11 protein-coding genes are annotated in these 16,461 nt (G+C 58.5%); 3 read left to right on the forward strand and 8 right to left on the reverse strand.

Annotated elements, in window-relative coordinates; genetic code table 11:
* Nucleotides 1-7 precede the first annotated feature (7 nt).
* A complete protein-coding gene (locus L0Z65_RS12620; protein ID WP_405108095.1) occupies nt 8-1,075 on the reverse strand; it encodes a hypothetical protein in 1,068 nt (355 codons plus the stop codon).
* A gap of 398 nt (nt 1,076-1,473) precedes the next feature.
* Here L0Z65_RS12620 and L0Z65_RS12625 point away from each other — a divergent pair, with 398 nt between their 5' ends.
* Complete coding sequence (locus tag L0Z65_RS12625) at nt 1,474-4,884, forward strand: glycosyltransferase (protein WP_405108098.1); 3,411 nt, start codon at nt 1,474-1,476, stop codon at nt 4,882-4,884.
* 100 nt (nt 4,885-4,984) lie between these two features.
* On the opposite strand, the gene L0Z65_RS12630 is transcribed toward L0Z65_RS12625, so the two are convergent.
* From L0Z65_RS12630 to L0Z65_RS12660, 7 genes are all read right to left on the reverse strand, one after another.
* Entirely contained in the window at nt 4,985-6,310 is a 1,326-nt protein-coding gene (locus tag L0Z65_RS12630; protein ID WP_096870389.1) for an ABC transporter permease, read from the reverse strand.
* Nucleotides 6,307-7,227 (reverse strand): ABC transporter permease, encoded by a 921-nt coding sequence (locus L0Z65_RS12635; protein ID WP_040171588.1) that lies wholly within the window; start codon nt 7,225-7,227, stop codon nt 6,307-6,309. Before L0Z65_RS12635 ends, L0Z65_RS12630 begins: the two co-directional genes overlap by 4 nt.
* 13 nt (nt 7,228-7,240) lie before the next feature.
* A complete protein-coding gene (locus L0Z65_RS12640) occupies nt 7,241-8,353 on the reverse strand; it encodes an ABC transporter ATP-binding protein (RefSeq protein WP_040171590.1) in 1,113 nt (370 codons plus the stop codon).
* 153 nt (nt 8,354-8,506) lie between these two features.
* Nucleotides 8,507-9,631, reverse strand: coding sequence for a PotD/PotF family extracellular solute-binding protein (locus tag L0Z65_RS12645; RefSeq protein ID WP_040171592.1), 1,125 nt, complete (start codon nt 9,629-9,631; stop codon nt 8,507-8,509).
* Between the two features lie 306 nt (nt 9,632-9,937).
* A complete protein-coding gene (locus L0Z65_RS12650) occupies nt 9,938-10,777 on the reverse strand; it encodes a DMT family transporter (RefSeq protein ID WP_040171594.1) in 840 nt (279 codons plus the stop codon).
* Between the two features lie 39 nt (nt 10,778-10,816).
* Nucleotides 10,817-12,493 (reverse strand): Na/Pi cotransporter family protein, encoded by a 1,677-nt coding sequence (locus L0Z65_RS12655; protein WP_405108104.1) that lies wholly within the window; start codon nt 12,491-12,493, stop codon nt 10,817-10,819.
* 98 nt (nt 12,494-12,591) lie between these two features.
* On the reverse strand, nt 12,592-13,410 hold the full coding sequence (locus L0Z65_RS12660; RefSeq protein ID WP_405108107.1) for a DeoR/GlpR family DNA-binding transcription regulator: 819 nt from the start codon (nt 13,408-13,410) through the stop codon (nt 12,592-12,594).
* Nucleotides 13,411-13,615: 205 nt separating this feature from the next.
* Here L0Z65_RS12660 and L0Z65_RS12665 point away from each other — a divergent pair, with 205 nt between their 5' ends.
* Nucleotides 13,616-15,193, forward strand: coding sequence for a sulfatase-like hydrolase/transferase (locus L0Z65_RS12665; protein ID WP_405108110.1), 1,578 nt, complete (start codon nt 13,616-13,618; stop codon nt 15,191-15,193).
* On the forward strand, nt 15,186-16,460 hold the full coding sequence (locus tag L0Z65_RS12670) for a glycerate kinase (RefSeq protein ID WP_405108113.1): 1,275 nt from the start codon (nt 15,186-15,188) through the stop codon (nt 16,458-16,460). Before L0Z65_RS12665 ends, L0Z65_RS12670 begins: the two co-directional genes overlap by 8 nt.
* Nucleotide 16,461 lies beyond the last annotated feature (1 nt).

Here is a 16,461-nt window from a genome sequence, read left to right on the forward strand (position 1 = left end):
AGAGAGCCTAGCTGATCGTCTGCGCTTTATGGACAAAGACCGCATCCGGATGGCGCACATCTCCACGTTGCGGGGCGACATCATCTGCAAGAAAAATAGGACCTTCGATCGGCTCTCCATCAGGTCCCAACCCTGGAGCCCCAAGCCGACGCTGCTCTCCATCACGGGTTTCGACCAGAAATGTGCCATCGGCCCGACGTTCCCCGCCACGCACCAAGGTCACACAGTCGGTGCCCAGCCGCGTCCGCGCCTGATCCAGCACCCCGTTGTATCCCTCCGCATCACCCGGAAACTCAGGCAAGATAACATAGTGTCTGGAGTGGTTCGGCAAGAAGGCACAGCACCGTTTGTAAATTTCGCGCGGCAGAACAGACAGAAGATATCCTGATAGCCGCGCCCGGTTAACGCTTGCGGCAATGCGCTGACCAACCTCATAGGCACGCGCCGGGTCAATCGGCAACTCGGCAACATCCACGGCAAGAACAGTGCCATCCCCCAATTGGGAAAACAGCCCTGATGTCATCCTCTCCTGCGCGGACCTCAGATCCAGGCGCGCCTTCAATGGCAACATCAACACGGCAGCAGGGCCAAGCAGAGCCTCGCGTTCAGCTGCCTCGACCGCATCATAGATCACGGTCGTGCACCCCCCGGTCCGCAGACCGTCCTGCCGCAACTCGCCCTCAAGCTCATTGGTCGACACCGTCGAAAAATGCGCTGGCTGAGCGGCGGCCGCCATGGCACCGGGCAGCTGCTGATCGATTTGCGAACGCAGCCCCCAAAGGCTCCGCGCCTTAAAATAACCCGTCTTGCGCATCAGATTCCGCGATGCAGGAACGATCTCGACAAATGTCCGATTTTGGGAGGCGGTGTCACTCAGCATCGCCAGAAGGGGATGGGTGCTATCCGGTGTGTGCTTGGCAAAGTCTTCGAATGCGACCTCAACGGATAGGGCGACCCCCTGTGACAGAAACGCAAAAATCAGAGAGCCAAGCGCATTTTCCGGCAGCGATGGATGCACGCCGGTCAGCAATATGGAAAACGCACGTATCCCCTCGGCCCGCTGGGTCTGCGCCAAGGCTAAGCCAGGTCGTGCTTAGCAGGCCACCCGAGGCCAAACCCAGAAACTCACGGCGTTTCCACGACATTACTTGTCCAACTTTCTGGTCCCGGCAGTGTTTACCATAACCTGAAGGATCTACGATGCCCATCTTGAAATATCATTAGGACTTTGTTAAAAACTTAATGAGCGGACGCGGAATCGAAATGGTTCGCGCGAAAGTCAATCTGGCGAAAATCGCCTGCCCCCCAAACGAGTGAATGAAAAAGTAACACGTTATTTGAACGGGTTGGCAAGTGATGCATACGACGACGAAAAATCGGACGGCGCCAGTGGCAAGGAAACGCAGATCAAAACCGTCTGCGCCCAAGGCCCGTGTGCACAAGACATTTCCGACTGAAATTTTACCGGCAGAGATGACCATCTCCACCGACGCCCAAAGGCAGATTTTCAAGGCCGGGACGGCAACCCGCCCGTTTCTCGCCGCGTTGTTTTTCGTGTTGGGATTGGCCCTGGCTGCGGCCATGATCATCGCGGTCACACAGAGTGTCATCACCGAGTTTAAACTGGCCCGCTCATTGTTTCAGAACAATGCGCCGACAGATGCCGTCAATGCGGACTGGCGCCGGTTCTTGCCGCAAAGCGACAATCTTGAGGGTGATGGTGGCTATGACAAGCTGGACAGCGATGGTCCGGGCGTCGCAACGGCGACGAAAAATGCCTGCCAGACACATACATCCGCAGCCCGCAGCGCCAGCAACAATCCTTCAACGCTCTATGCCTTCGTGACAGCCGATCTGGAAGACGTGTCCAACTCCGTTCAACGGACCTGCGACACGATCAATGTGTTTGTTCCAGAGTGGTTGATCATCAGTGACGAGGGGATTGACTGGCTGCAATCCGGCAATCAGGATTTTGGCACGCCTTACGTCGTGCGAACCAATCAATTTGGCGATCATCCGATTCAGCCGTTGATGCATGTTCAGGCCACCGCACTTGAGGATGGCGGCAGCCGTCACTGGTCCAAGGCTGCAGAGCTCGCAACACGGCACGGATGGTCCGGTCTGTGTTTCGATATGCGCCGGTTGGAGGTGCAGAACCTACAGAAGGCGCTGACCCATTTGGATGGCGTGCAGGATGATTTCGCGGCCAGAAACCTTGAGTCCTGTGCCGTCATTGCTCCTGATCAGATTGAGGCCCTTTCCTACGGGATCGCCTTACCTGACCGGGTCATTCTACCGGCGGTTCAAAACAGCTATCGACTCGGAATATATGAAGAGTCACCGGCCCCTCTGGATTGGTTCCAGACCGTTCTGGAACGCGCGCGCAGCACCATTCCCAAGGAAAAACTGGTGATCGGCATGGCGGCTGGCGGGGTGCATTGGACAACTGGCGCGCTTGCGCCCGAATTCATCAGCTACGCAGATGCGATGTCTCAGGCGGATCAATACGGGGCCTTTGCAGGCTATGCGCCTGAGAAAGGCCATGGGCTTATTTCCTACATGGATGCGCGCGGCGAGCGGAACATGATCTGGTATCTGGATGCCGTGAGCCATTACAGCCAACTTCTGAGCATTGCGGAGGCCGACATCGACGGCGTTGCAATTTGGGGTTTGGGGCAGGAAGATCCCTCCATCTGGCCGCTGCTCGCCGAAGAAGATATTCTTTCGGACAGTGCCTTTGACACCCTACGCGACATTGATCTGAACAGCTTCGTCTCATATCGCGGCACTGGGCCCTTCCTCCGGTTCGCTCAAAAAGAGATCCTTGGCCGCCGTCATGTCACGCGGGATGCCGAGACCCTGATGGTGACCGATGCGGTCACTGATCCTTTGCCGCTGCCGGTCATTGCTGACCGCTACGGTACCCTTCCGGAAAAATCTATCCTTCTCACATTCGATGATGGACCCGCCCAGGATCACACGCAAGATATCCTCGATATCCTGAACGACGCCAAGGTGCCCGCAACCTTCTTCATGGTGGGCAATCAGATGTTCGAGCAGAAGAATGTCGTTGACGCGTTGGCCCGGTCCGAGTTCGATTTTGGCCTCCACACCTTTTCTCACCCTCGGCTCGATCGAGCTTCTCCGGCACGGGTTCAGGTTGAACTGGCGTTGCAGTCCCGGATCTTCTCCTGGCTGACAGGTCAAACACCTGTGGTGTTTCGCGCGCCCTACATGCGCGGCCCCGGGCCGCTTGAGGGGGATCTAGCGCGCCGGCTGAAGACCATCATTGACCAACGCTACCACCTTCTCGGCGCCGATATCGTGCCACCCGACTGGCGCAGCCTCAGTCCCAAGCAACTGGTCGACTACACGCTGGACGCATTGGATGGCAGCGGTCAGGCCCTGCTGCTGCATGACGGCGGCGGCGCCCGAAGTAACACGATCAGCGCACTACGTCTGCTGATCCCTGAGCTGAAGGCGCGCGGCTATCAGTTTCTAACATTGAAACAAGCCATGGCAGGGGTCGGCAGCCCCTATGAAACCCGTCAGGCCGCCAGTCTCGAACCGTTTGAGGCGCTTGCCTTCACCGGTTTTGGAAACAGCGCAACATGGGTGGCCTTCCTGGTGCCCTTCGCGGTGCTGCTCGGGGTCATTCGTGCTCTTGTATTGTTTGTAATGGCGATCCGGTCCCGCCGGGCTGACCGTGCCGACCTCCGCCATCGCACGGGTGATTTCTCCGCCCCGGTCACGGTTGTGATCCCCGCTTACAACGAAGAGAAGAGCATTCTGAAGACAATCTACAGTGTGCTTCAATCAGACTACCCAAATCTGTTGGTGCTAGTGGTGGATGACGGATCAACCGACGACACACATGGGCTGGTGAGCAAGACCTATAAAGACAATCCAAACGTCCAGATCCTGCGCCAACCCAATGGCGGCAAGTGGAAGGCCGCCAATCTCGCCTTCTCGCATGTGACAACGGATTATGTCGTCGCAATCGACGCCGATACCATCGTCGGACCGGATGCAATCCGCCGTCTGATGCAACCCCTGCGCAACCCCAAGGTCGGCGCTGTCGCCGGCAAGATCATGGTGGGCAATTCAAACAACCTGCTGACCAAGCTCGAAAAGCTGGAATACACGGTTGCTCAGAACATTGACCGTCGCGCCTATGAGACGATCAATGCGATCATGGTGGTCCCCGGCGCCTTTGGTGCCTGGCGCACTGAAGCAGTGCGCAAATGCGGCTACTACTCCAGCCAGACTTTGGCGGAAGACACCGATCTGACGATATCGCTTCTAGAGCAGGGCTATGAGGTCCGCGCGGCCGAGCGCGCCTATGCCTACACCGAAGCGCCAGCCTCTGTTGGCACCCTGATGAAGCAGCGGATGCGCTGGTCCATTGGTATTCTGCAATCCGCATGGAAGCACCGCAGCACCATCCGCAAGGGGCACGCCGTCGGGTTGGTCGGGCTCACCGATCTTGTGATCTTTGGGGTGATCATGCCCCTGCTTGGCCCGATCATCGACTTGCTGCTGGTGCTCATGCTGGTGCGGTTTGTCTCCAGTTTTGATGGAACCACCTTTGATGCCTTCACAGTGCGCGATTACGCCGTGCTTTCTATCTTCCTGGCGTTGCCGCTGCTGGAAATGATCATGGCCGACTATGCCGTGCGGTCAGAGCCGACCATGCCGCGGTCGATGGTGTTGTTGCTGTTGCTGAACAGATTCATTTACCGCCAGCTTCTGATTATTAATGTCTACCGTTCGCTGTGGCGGATCCTAACAGGGCGGCTGACAGGTTGGCACAAGCTGCGCCGATTTGGGTCTGTTCAGGCGCCTGTCCGACCCACGGTTGCCGCCCGGGCGCGCCTCGGCTGACCCTGGCGCGCTGTTCCAGCAAGCTGCCAAGGCATTGCACATAGAAAAACCTGCCCAAGCATGAGGCCTGGGCAGGTTTGTTGTTGGCAATGACGACGTATCAGTTGTCGTCTGACGTGCTACTACCGGAGAGCGCATTTGGATCGAAGGCCCCTCCGAAGGCGGAGCTACCGCCTGTCGCGGGCGCTGGAGCGCTGCTTTCGTCTTCGCCCTCGGATGTAGCTGAATCACCGCCCCCGAGCGCGTTGGGATCAAAGACCCCGCCGAAGCCAGAGTTGTTCCCACCGCTGGGTGCGGGCTCAGATGTTGTTGCCCCACCAGCATCCGACGCACCGTTTTCGGCCTCTTCCGCAGCCCGGCGGGCCGCTTCATCGGCACGACGCTGGCGCAGTTCCTGAATACGCAACTCGGTTTCCAGGCGCTTCTGCTCTTTGACCTCCGCGATACATTGGGCCGGGCTATAAACAGTCGCAGTGCCGACAATCACGATGGTGAAACAGGCAACCCCAACCAACCCGAGAGCTGCCCAGTTGGAACTGAGAAACCCCGGAAGCCGCAGACGACCGCTCTCAAGCTCTTCTACCGTCGCATCCTTACGCGCAGCCGCCACAAGTTCCCGTCGACGAATTGTCGCCTCGTTGAACAGCGCGGCAAAAACTGTCAGCACAACAATAATGAATGCCAGGGCAGAGATTGCCGGTGTGATGCCATAGCGCACCTTCTGCGCCAGCTCGATGGTGAGCGTTGGATATTCTCCGAAGGTGAAGGTGGTGGTGTTGTAGTTCTCGAAGCTGGCGAGAAAGGCCAGGACTGCTGCTGATGCAATTGCAGGCTTCATGAACGGCAGCAGCACCTTGCGGAACGCCTGCGCATGGGTGGCCCCCAAATCAAGCGCCGCCTCGGTCAGCGCGATATCATAGCGCTGCAGACGGGCCACCAGCACCAGCATGCAGTAGCTGGCAATAAAGGTGGACTGACCAATGATGGTCAGGAACAAACCATTCGACAGGAAACTATCTGCCCCCAGCCCGACCATGCGATTGATGCGATCCCAGAACACCAGTGTTGAGATACCAATCACCACACCGGGGATCAGGATTGGCGCGATGATCACCGTGTAATAGGTGGCACGCAGCTTTGGCCAGATCTGGGTCAGCATCAGCGCCCCCGCTAGGCCCATCGCAACCGACAACACGACGGTACCCGCCCCGACCAGGATCGAATTCTTGATCCCATTCAGAATGCGTTCATCCTGGAACAGCGCAGAAAACCATTCGAATGTCAGACATTCCCATGGCGTCGCCTGCGGAAATCCAGGTGAGTTGAACGCCGTGACCGACATGATCACCAGCGGCCCCAGCAGATAGGCGAAGAAAATCGCCAGATAGAACCAGACGCTCAGGCGCAGAAAGGAGAGGTTTTTCATTTGCCGATATCTCCCATGTTCACCTTGAACAGGCGCATGACGGCCAGAACCAACAGGATACAGGTCACCAGAAGAACAACTGCATAGGCAGCACCCTGTGGCCAGTCGCTGTTGTCATTGAACTGCTGATAGATCAGCTGTGTGAACCACAGGGACGACGGACCGCCAAGGATCTGCGGCGCAGCCAACGCGCCCGCCGACAACATGAACACCATAGTGCAACCCGAGCTGATACCGGGCTTGGCATAGGGGATCACAACGCGCTGATGGATCTTGGTCCAACTGGCCCCCATATCACGGGCAGCCTCAATCTGGTTGCGGTCCAGACTCTCGATCACATTGTAGATCGGGAAAATCATCAGCAGGATGTAGGCATACCCAAGCCCTGCATAAAGCGCGATATCGTTCCGGATGAAGTCAAACGGGGTGTCAAACACTCCCATCCCGACCAGTGCGGTGTTCAAAACCCCGCTTTCGCCAAAGATGATGCGCAGCGCAAAGGCGCGCAGGATTTCGTTGATCCAGTAGGGAATGATCAGCATCAACGCGAAGATGCGGATGTGATTGCCCTTGGTCTGGGCTAGATAATAGGCAATCGGATAGCACAGGATCAGGTTGAACAGTGTCACACAGACTGCCGCGACCAGCGTGCGGAAGAACACGCGCAGATCCACCGCATTATAATCCTGGCCACCGCCCTCGGGGCCGAAAACCAGATATTTGTAGTTCTCCAGCGTATAGACGTCTTTCGGCCCGCCGATTTCTGGCGGCGGCAGGTTTGGCCGGAATGAAAAGTCGAGCATCGACAGCTGCGGCAGGATGATAAGACCAATTGTCCAGAACAGGACGAGCCCCAACATCAGAGAGCCCAGCCCATAGCCGTTGCGGTTAAAAAATTCCCTCAGGAATCTTGGCATGGTCCGGGCCTCCTTATTCTGCGGCCAGTTCACCCGCGGGTACGATGACAGCGTTCTGCGTCTCGTATTCCAGGGTGATTGTCTGACCTGTGTGATCTTCAAAGGACTGGCCAAGGTTGGGGATTGAAACCTTCAACTCCTTGCCCCCGTCGCCCTCCATGAAGATATTGAAGGCATTGCCCTCAAATTCCTCGTGGTTGACCTTGGCGCTGACCACATGGTCGCCAGTGGCGCCCTGCGGTGCCAGGGCAAAGGCCTCCGGGCGTATGAACATCATCGCGTCATCCCCCTCTTTCATCTTGCCCTGATTGGCAGAGGAAATTCGTGCGACCAGATCACCCGACCGGTTGGTCGCGATGAGTGCTTCGTTGCCCATCACCCGCTTGACCTTCCCCCGGAATACGTTGTTTTCGCCCACAAAAGACGCGGCAAAGGCTGTTGCGGGGTCGTTGTAGACCGCCTTGCCATTGCCAATCTGGTCGATCACCCCGGCGCGCATCACGGCGATATTGTCTGACATGGTCAGCGCCTCACCCTGGTCGTGGGTGATGTAGATGAATGTGATGCCGACACGTTGCTGAATCTCGCGCAGCTCGGTCCGCATGTGCTGACGCAGTTTCAGATCCAGCGCTGACAGCGGTTCGTCCAGCAACAGAACATCCGGTTCGGCGCATAGCGCGCGCGCGATAGCGACCCGCTGACGTTGGCCACCAGAAAGCTCCGAAGGCAGTTTGTCGCCCTGCCCCGGCAGCGCGATCATATCCAGCAGCTCATCTGCACGCTTGCGACGCTCCTTGGCCGAAGCCCCCCTGATCTCCATCGAAAACGTGATGTTTTCCCAGACTTTCATCAGCGGAAACAACGCAAGATTCTGGAAGATCAGGGCGGTTGGCCGCTTGTTCGGACCAATCCCGCGCATATTGTTGCCACCGATCAGAACATTGCCTTCGCTTGGCTCCAGAAACCCGGACACCGCACGCAAGATGGTCGTCTTGCCACAGCCAGACGGGCCCAGGAACGAAAAGAAATCGCCCCCATTGATTTTGACATTCGCGTCGCGCACCGCAACGAAATCTCCAAAGCGGATCCAGAGCTTCTCAAGATCTACGCCTACCCCAGCACTCATGTGGCCTCTCCCTCGGTGCAACCGTCCGTTCGGAGGCGAACCCCCGGCCGATGCAGATAGCATCCGGTTGATAATATGTTGAATTTACGCCCTCAGGCGTGTGGCTGGCCCCCGCATGAAACGGGAGCCAGATAGGGTCGCGCGATCAGGTAATCAGGCGCTCTTGAACTTGTTGACGAATTCGGTACGCACATCCGCATACCAGGGGGCCTCAGCAGGCCAAGGGTTCAGATTGGCCAGGCTGTTGCCCGGATAGGCTTCCGCGAAGTTTTTCTTGTAGACATCGCCGGAGTAATCATCGGCCTTCAGCACCGGTGAGTTGTAGCCGTGGCTGTCGATGGCCTTGCCCGCAGGTTCCTGCTCGTAAGCATAATCGATGAACGCATAGACCTGCTCTTCGTTCTTGGCACCAACCGGCATCGACATCCCGTCGACCCAGGCCATCGCCCCTTCAACCGGCGCCTGATAGTGCACAGGTTCGCCTGCGGATTTCAGCGCCAGCGGCGGACCATCCCAAGTCTGGCCAACAACGACACCTTCGTTCAGCAGACCATTCTTCTGCGAATCCGCATCGTTCCAGATCAGCTTGATGCGGTTTTTACGCGCCACGCACCAATCAGTGACCTGGCCCCAGACCTTGCGCATGGTCTCTTCGTCATCATAGGCCGCCCAGATTGAGCCCGGCTCCATTTCACCGGAGGCTTCCATATAGAGACCTGCGCCCAGCATCATCGAATGCGCGCGGCCCATGGTTTTGCCTGCGTTTTCTTCGCTCCAAACGTCGCCATAGGACGGTGCATCTCCAGAAGGCAGCCATTTGTCCGTACGGTAGGCGATGCCCTCAGTGCCCCAGATATGCGGCAACCAGTGCGCGCCATCATCGTCGAAGTTCCAGGCGTCGGTACCGATCTTGGCCATTGCCGGGTTCACCGCATCCATATTGACCTTGTTGAGGTCGAATGGCTTCAGCAGCTCCAGCGGCCCCCATTGCAGGGACCGGTTGTTGGTCGGCGAAACGATATCGAACCCCTGACCCTTCGTTGCCTTCATCTTGTTGATGATTTCTTCGTTCGACCCGATACCGGTGTAATTCACCTTGATCCCGGTTTTGCCCTCAAACCCGGCGATGAACTCGGGCGGCAGATAATCGGACCACATCAGAATGTTGATCTCACCTGAGGATGCCAGGGCGCTCTTGGAGTAGAGCGGTGCTGCCAGCGCTGCCGCGCCTGCCCCTTTCAGAATGGAGCGGCGGGTTACTTTGGACTTTGCAGTCATCTTGTCTTTCTCCCTATGGAACTGTTGGTCTTTTGTTTTTTGCTTTTGGTGGTGAAACTCTGCGGAACACACTCCTGTTGCTACAGTGACAGATTCAGAATTCGATAAGGCCAGACGATGTCGGGCAAAGACACTTATGGGGCCAGTTTTAGCGCTCCATCGTCAACGATCAGACCAAAGCGGTTACCCGCTTTTCGATGATGATGCCGACTCTCATGTTGTTTCACACGGATCAGTCTGCGCCTCGAAGGCCCCTCACGTCAACGCTGCAACACTGTGGAAGCGTTCACAAAATCGCCGGGCTGCTCAAACCGCCATGCCAATAAGCGCAACCCCGACCGCCATCAGGACAGCCGCCCCGAGGCGGCGCTTCCAATTGCCCTCTTTCAGGATCAGGAAACCAATCAGCGCGGCGAAGATGACCGATGTTTCGCGCAAGGCCGAGACCGCGCCCAGCGGCGCAAAGTTTTTCGCAAACAAGACCAACCCATAGGCGCACATCGACACCAGACCGCCCGCAATTCCCAATGCCCAAACTTTAAGCGGCAATCCCGGCAAGGTCTCTCGCTTTCGCAGGATGACAAACACCGCGACAAAGATGTGCAAAAAGGCACCCCAAGCCCAGTAGCTGACGGTATTCTGTGACAGTCGCACCCCGACACCATCAACCAACGAATATACCGAAATGCAGAACCCGGTGCCCAGCGCGTACCATAGCGCGCCCCGCCCAACACCGGATCGCAGCGCTTTCCAACTGCTGAGTTGGATTCCCACCGCAATAAGCGCAATCCCGAACCAAGCCTGTAAGGGCAGCATTTCCCCCACGAAAATCATCGCCCAGAGCGAAACCAATGCAGGCACAATTCCGCGCGCGATCGGGTAGACCACGCTCAGGTCGCCATGCTGATAGGCACGCCCCAGCATATAGAAATACCCGAAATGCACGACGGTCGAGAGGCCGATATAGGGCAGGCTCGCCACTGCAGGTAATGGCAGCGACACCACCATGACCGCCCCGGGAAGAACATGACCCAGCGCCACCAAACCCAATGTCGTGGTCCGATCTGTTGCGGTTTTGACAATGGCATTCCAGATCGCATGCAACAGCGCAGCCGACAGGATAATGGCGATCACAAATGGAGTCATGTCAGGCTTTCAGATCTGGCAGGTCGCTGCGGGGAGGCATCAGTCCATTTCCTCGGCAGGCATGTCTTGTATCAAGCGCGTTTCCAGCAACTGCCCGTTCCGATAGAGAATCGGATAGGCGATGGCAGCGATATGGCTGTTGAATTCCCGCAGTGCGCGCAGGGTCTCAAGATGGATATCAGAACTCTCGAAACTCTCCGCAGCCCCTCTCTGGAGTCTGCGCAGATGGCGTTTGCGGCTGTCGCGTTCCATACGCTTCACCTCGGTCTTCTCAAGGCTCAGCAGACGCGCGCTTTCCAGATCGTCCGAGATCAGCACGTTGGAGGCCAGCTGCATATTGGCGACAATGACCTCGTGCATACGGGTGATCTCTGCCCAACCTTCTTTCGAAAACCGCACGCCCTTCTTGTGCATTGACGTGGCAAGGGTGGCGAGACGTTCGTCCACTACATCCCCGGCCGTCTCCAGCCGGATGGCATATTCCACCAAGTCGCGGGCCACTTTGGCGTTTTCCTTGCCGACCCCCTCGCTCGGCATGCCCGCCACATAACTCCGGATACCTGACAGGCAATTGTTCACCTCCCGGTCCAACGCCTGCACCGCCCTGATCTGAGTGCGATCACCATGCTGGTAGAGGTCTGGAACAGGTCGGAACATGGCGCTGACCAGATCCGACATTCGCAACAACTCCCGCTTGAGACTGCTGATCGCCTGATTGGGCTGCCGATAGTCGTCCGTATTCAGCACACTAACAGGCATCCCATGCGCAGTATCCTGCGGCGTTGCCGGGTCCGGCACCAGACCTGTCAGAACGCCGTGCAACATACCGCAAAACGGCAGCGCCAAAATCAGCAGCGATGTGTTGAACAGCAAATGCGCATAGACCAGCGTCTGCCCGCCCTCAGGTGCGCCCAGAGCACCGGCTCGCAACGCCATATTGACACCAAACAGACACAGCACAGCCCAGCTCCCGCGCAGCCCCAGATTGGCCAGCGGTATTCGCCGTCCCGACGCTGGCATCCCGCGGCTCAGCCAAACGGGAATGAACGCAGAGCCGAAATTCGCACCCAACACCAAAGACAGGCCAGCCGCAAAGGGGATCGCATCAATCTGCACCAAGGTGACACACATCAAAATAGCCGCCACCGAGGAGTGCATGACAAAGGCGAGTGCAGCCCCGACAAGGAACGCGGTGATGTAGTCCCGCGCCAGGTATTCTGCAATCGCGGGCAGAAACGCGCTTTCCCGGATCGGGTCCATCGCCTCACGCAGGAAACGCAAGGAAATCAAAATGAACGCAATCCCCATCAGGATGCGTCCCATCTGACGGGCTTTTTTTGCCTCGACCTTGACGAACAGATAGCCACCAACCGCCAGCAGCACCGGCACCAGCCAGTCCAGACGGAACGACAGAAGCTGAATGATCAACGCGGAGCCCAGATCCCCGCCCAGCACAATCGCCAACCCGGAGGCAAAGGACAGCATCCCTCCCGCCGCGAACCCGGACGTCAACAAGGCAACCGCGGCCGAGCTTTGCAACACGATGGCCATGCCAACACCAACGAAACTGGCCTGCACGAGGCTGCGCTGTTCGGTCAAGAGACGCTGAAACGTGGCGCCATAGCTGCGTTCGATGCCCGTGCGCACCATACGCACCGCAAAAAGCAGCAGCATGACAGCACCGGCGAGGCTGGTAAGAAAGCTCAATATGGCCATAGGCTCGTGTCTTTTCCTTCTGTCGGGCAGTCTCTAACGGCTGCCGATCTTTATCTTGGCGCTCAACGGAACTCCGTCTGCGCAACTGTTCGCGCGGCTCACTCCATCGAGGGGGCCCGTTTCTTTGCCTTCACCTCGCTCGCCGCGTCAGCGTCCCGCGTCGGCGCCAGTTCGAGGCCAATTCCCCAGGTCTCCAAGGCACGGCGGTACTTTCGGCCCGGTAAGGCATCAGTCATCAGCAGGTCCAGCATCTCCGGTTGCGGCCCCCGGTGCGGCGCCATGTCATCGAATTTCGGATGGGCCAGCAACAACAGCGTCCGTTCGGCGGCCTGCGCAACCACCGCCGCAAGCTGGGCCTCTGTCGCACTGTGGTAGAGGGCGCCGTGTTTGGCAGAAAACGCATCAGCCGACAACACCGCCAGGTCCAATGCAAATGCACGTACCTGCTGTTCGGCAACATGGCCAAACGTGCCACGTTCATTACTTTGGATTTCCCCGCCGAGGAAATGCACCCTGTTGCCGTTGTGATTGGCCAGCGTCTGCGCGACGCCAATAGAATTGGTCACCACTGTCAGATTGGCGCGGCGACGCAGTTCCTTTGCGACAAACGCTGTGGTGGATCCCACATCGAGAAAGATCGCCATCCCGTCTGTGATCTGCGGCAGAACTCCGGCGGCGATGCTCTGCTTTTCTTCGGTATATTTGGAGATCCGCCGATAAAAGCTATCCGCCGTATCCGGCCCGCTCAGATAGGCGCCACCATGGACCCGCTGTACCAACCCCTGCTTGGCCAGTGCCTTGATCGTGCGCCGCACGGTTTCTTCCGAAACGCCCAGCACCTTGGCCAGTTCGCCACTGCGCGCCGAACCGCCCAGACGGCGCAAGGCCTCTAGCAGTTCAAGCTCGCGATGGGACATTTTCTGGTCTGCTGGCACCCGGGAACCTCTGTACAGGACTGATGAATCTACCGGGCAGTGAACCACAGCTCAATCAAAAAAATCAAACAGGAAAACACAAAAACCCACATTAGCGGTCAATTTCGACGGTGTTGAGCCCGAAAACCCTTTGCCACGAAGACACTTTCGGGCTTATCTGGCGTCAATTGCCGCGAGGAAGATCTCTATGAGCCGATGTTCAGACCAGCGCAGGAATGTCCTGTTCATCCTGATTGATCAGATGCGGGCCGACTGCCTGTTTGGCGCCTTAGCGGAGCATGTGGCGCTGCCCAATCTTCGGGCGCTGATGGGGGATGCCGTCACCTTTCAGAAGAACTACACAGTCGTGAACCCCTGCGGGCCGTCGCGCGCCTCTATCCTGACCGGCCAGTATGCGATGAACCACCGCTCCGTCCGCAATGGCACCCCCTTGCGGCATGACACACCGAACCTCGCCTCGGAGATGCGCAAGGCAGGTTATCTGCCGATGCTGTTTGGATATACCGACACCTCGCACGATCCCCGCGTTCACCACCCAAGCGACCCGGCGATGCAAACATACGAATACCCGATGAGCGGGTTTCATGAGATGTTGGAGATGCGGATGGAAATGTCGCACCCATGGCGCGCGCATCTTCTGAACAAAGGTTACACATTCGACCGCTACTGGGACATCTACAAACCGGTATCGCCAACCGGGGATGCCCCGCGTCTTAACGATCCGGCCCCGTATCGGGCTGAGGACAGTGATACCGCATTCCTGACCGACCGATTTCTGGCAACCCTGCCCGGCTACCGCGACCAGAGTTGGTTCGCGCATCTGACCTATATACGCCCGCATCCACCGCTTGTTGCGCCTGCCCCTTACAACCGGATGTATGATCCCGCGTCCCTGCCGCTTCCGCACCGTCTTGCCACTGTTGAGGACGAGCGCGCGGTTCATCCATTTTTTGATCCAGCCACCCGTGCCGCCTCCCCGGCGTCCTTTGTGGAGGGGTTCCCCGATCTTGAGCCCAGCGACGAGGTAATCCAGACGCTTCGCTCGATCTATCTGGGTCTTGCCAGCGAGGTCGACGCCCATATCGGTCGGGTTATGGAGTACCTCCGCGACAGCGGCCAGCTGGAGAACACGCTTGTGGTGCTCAGCGCAGATCATGGGGAAATGCTGGGCGATCGGCACAGCTGGGGGAAATTCTCGGTTTATGAGGCGGCCTATCACACGCCTCTGATCATTCGCCAACCGGGCAACGCAGCGCGCGCCGGCGCTGTGGTGCATGATATCACCGAATCCATCGACCTCGCACCGACCATTCTGGACTGGGTGGGCCAGCCTATTCCAAACGCGATGGACGGGCGCTCCCTGCTACCGCTGCTTGCCGGACACACTCCAGACAACTGGCGCAGCTACAGCTATTCGGAGTTGGATTTCGCCGAGCCTGAGCGCCCTAGCATCTGGCAGCAACATCTGGGCACGGATGCGAGCTGTTCCTGCCTTGCGATCCTGCGCGATGCGCGATTCACACTGGTGGAGTTTGCAGCCGACCTGCCGCCCCTGCTGTTTGATCACGATGATCTGGGCGAGGCCGTTAACGTAGCAGAGCACCCCGACTATCAATGCGATCTGGCCCGGCTGACGCGACAGATGTTGCGCCATCGTATGCGTAACATGGATCATACGTTATCGCTGGACACCATCACCCCACAGGGGCCGCGCAGGCAGCTGCGCCATAGGCCGACATTCGCTGCAGGCCACCAAGATGGCTGATCTGCGCAGGACTGCCCGCGCCCTCTTTGCGGCGGCTGTTGCCCGTGCCAACCCCGCCATGGCACTGGCCGAAAGCCTGCGAAAACACCCACCGGCCCTGCCGCAACCGGGGGGACGCCTGATCCTTGCCGCCCTTGGGAAAGCCGCCGTTCCCATGATGCGTCAGGCGATAGAGATGCTGCCGCCCCCGGATCGCGCAATCGCTGTGACCAATCCAGAGAATGTTGCGGACCTCCCTGATGTCGAGGTGTTGGCAGGCAGTCACCCTGTTCCGAACCACATGAGCCTGGCTGCGGGGGCCACCCTGCGCGCGGCACTCAGCAATCTGAACGCCAAGGACAGGGTCGTCGCGCTGATATCGGGCGGCGGCTCCGCTCTGGCGGTCGCGCCAGCGGGAGGTCTCACGCTGGCTGACAAAACCGCTGTGACGGATCTGCTGCTCGGGGCCGGTGTCGACATCACCCAGATGAACCTGATCCGCCAGCAACTGTCGGAGCTGAAGGGCGGCGGCCTATTGCGCGCGGCGCAGCCTGCACGGGTGTTCAGCTATATTCTCTCGGATGTGATCGGCGATGATCTGAGAGCCATCGCCTCAGGCCCCACAGTGGCACCGCTGGGCGCGCGGGCAATGGCGCGCGATTTTCTTCTGTCCCAGAACCTGTGGGACAGGCTGCCTCCCGCGGTTCAAACCCATCTGGCAACACCAGAAGACCCGCAACAATGCCCCGCGAACTCCAGCGTGGCGTCAGCCCATCTAATCGGGTCGAACCGCCATAGCCTGATTGCCGTGCGCGATCAGGCAAAGCGCGATGGCTGGGCCGCACATATCATCAACGATGCGCTTACGGGAGATGTTGAAGCGGCGGCCACGACCATTCTCTCGGCAACCAAAGCATACGAATCCGGTCACCCGACTGCGCTGATTTTTGGCGGAGAAACCACAGTGCAGCTGACTGGCAGCGGGCGTGGTGGGCGGAATCAAGAGCTGACTCTGCACGTGGCCCGCCTGGGGCGTCGCGCCCTCAAAGAGCGGTGGATCTTCCTCTCCGCAGGCACGGATGGTCGTGACGGTCCGACAGATGCGGCGGGCGGCATTGTCGACAGTGGTACCTGGCAACGGATCAGTGACAACGGCGGCAATCCCGATGCCCTCCTCAGAAACAACGACAGCAACGCTGCGTTGAAGCTGGCGGGCGATCTCCTGATAACAGGTGGAACCGGCACCAATGTAGCCGATGTCCAGATTATGCTGCTGTCACCGCAGTAGA

The sequence above is a fragment of the Phaeobacter sp. BS52 genome (assembly GCF_045040595.1).
Classification (GTDB): domain Bacteria; phylum Pseudomonadota; class Alphaproteobacteria; order Rhodobacterales; family Rhodobacteraceae; genus Phaeobacter; species Phaeobacter piscinae.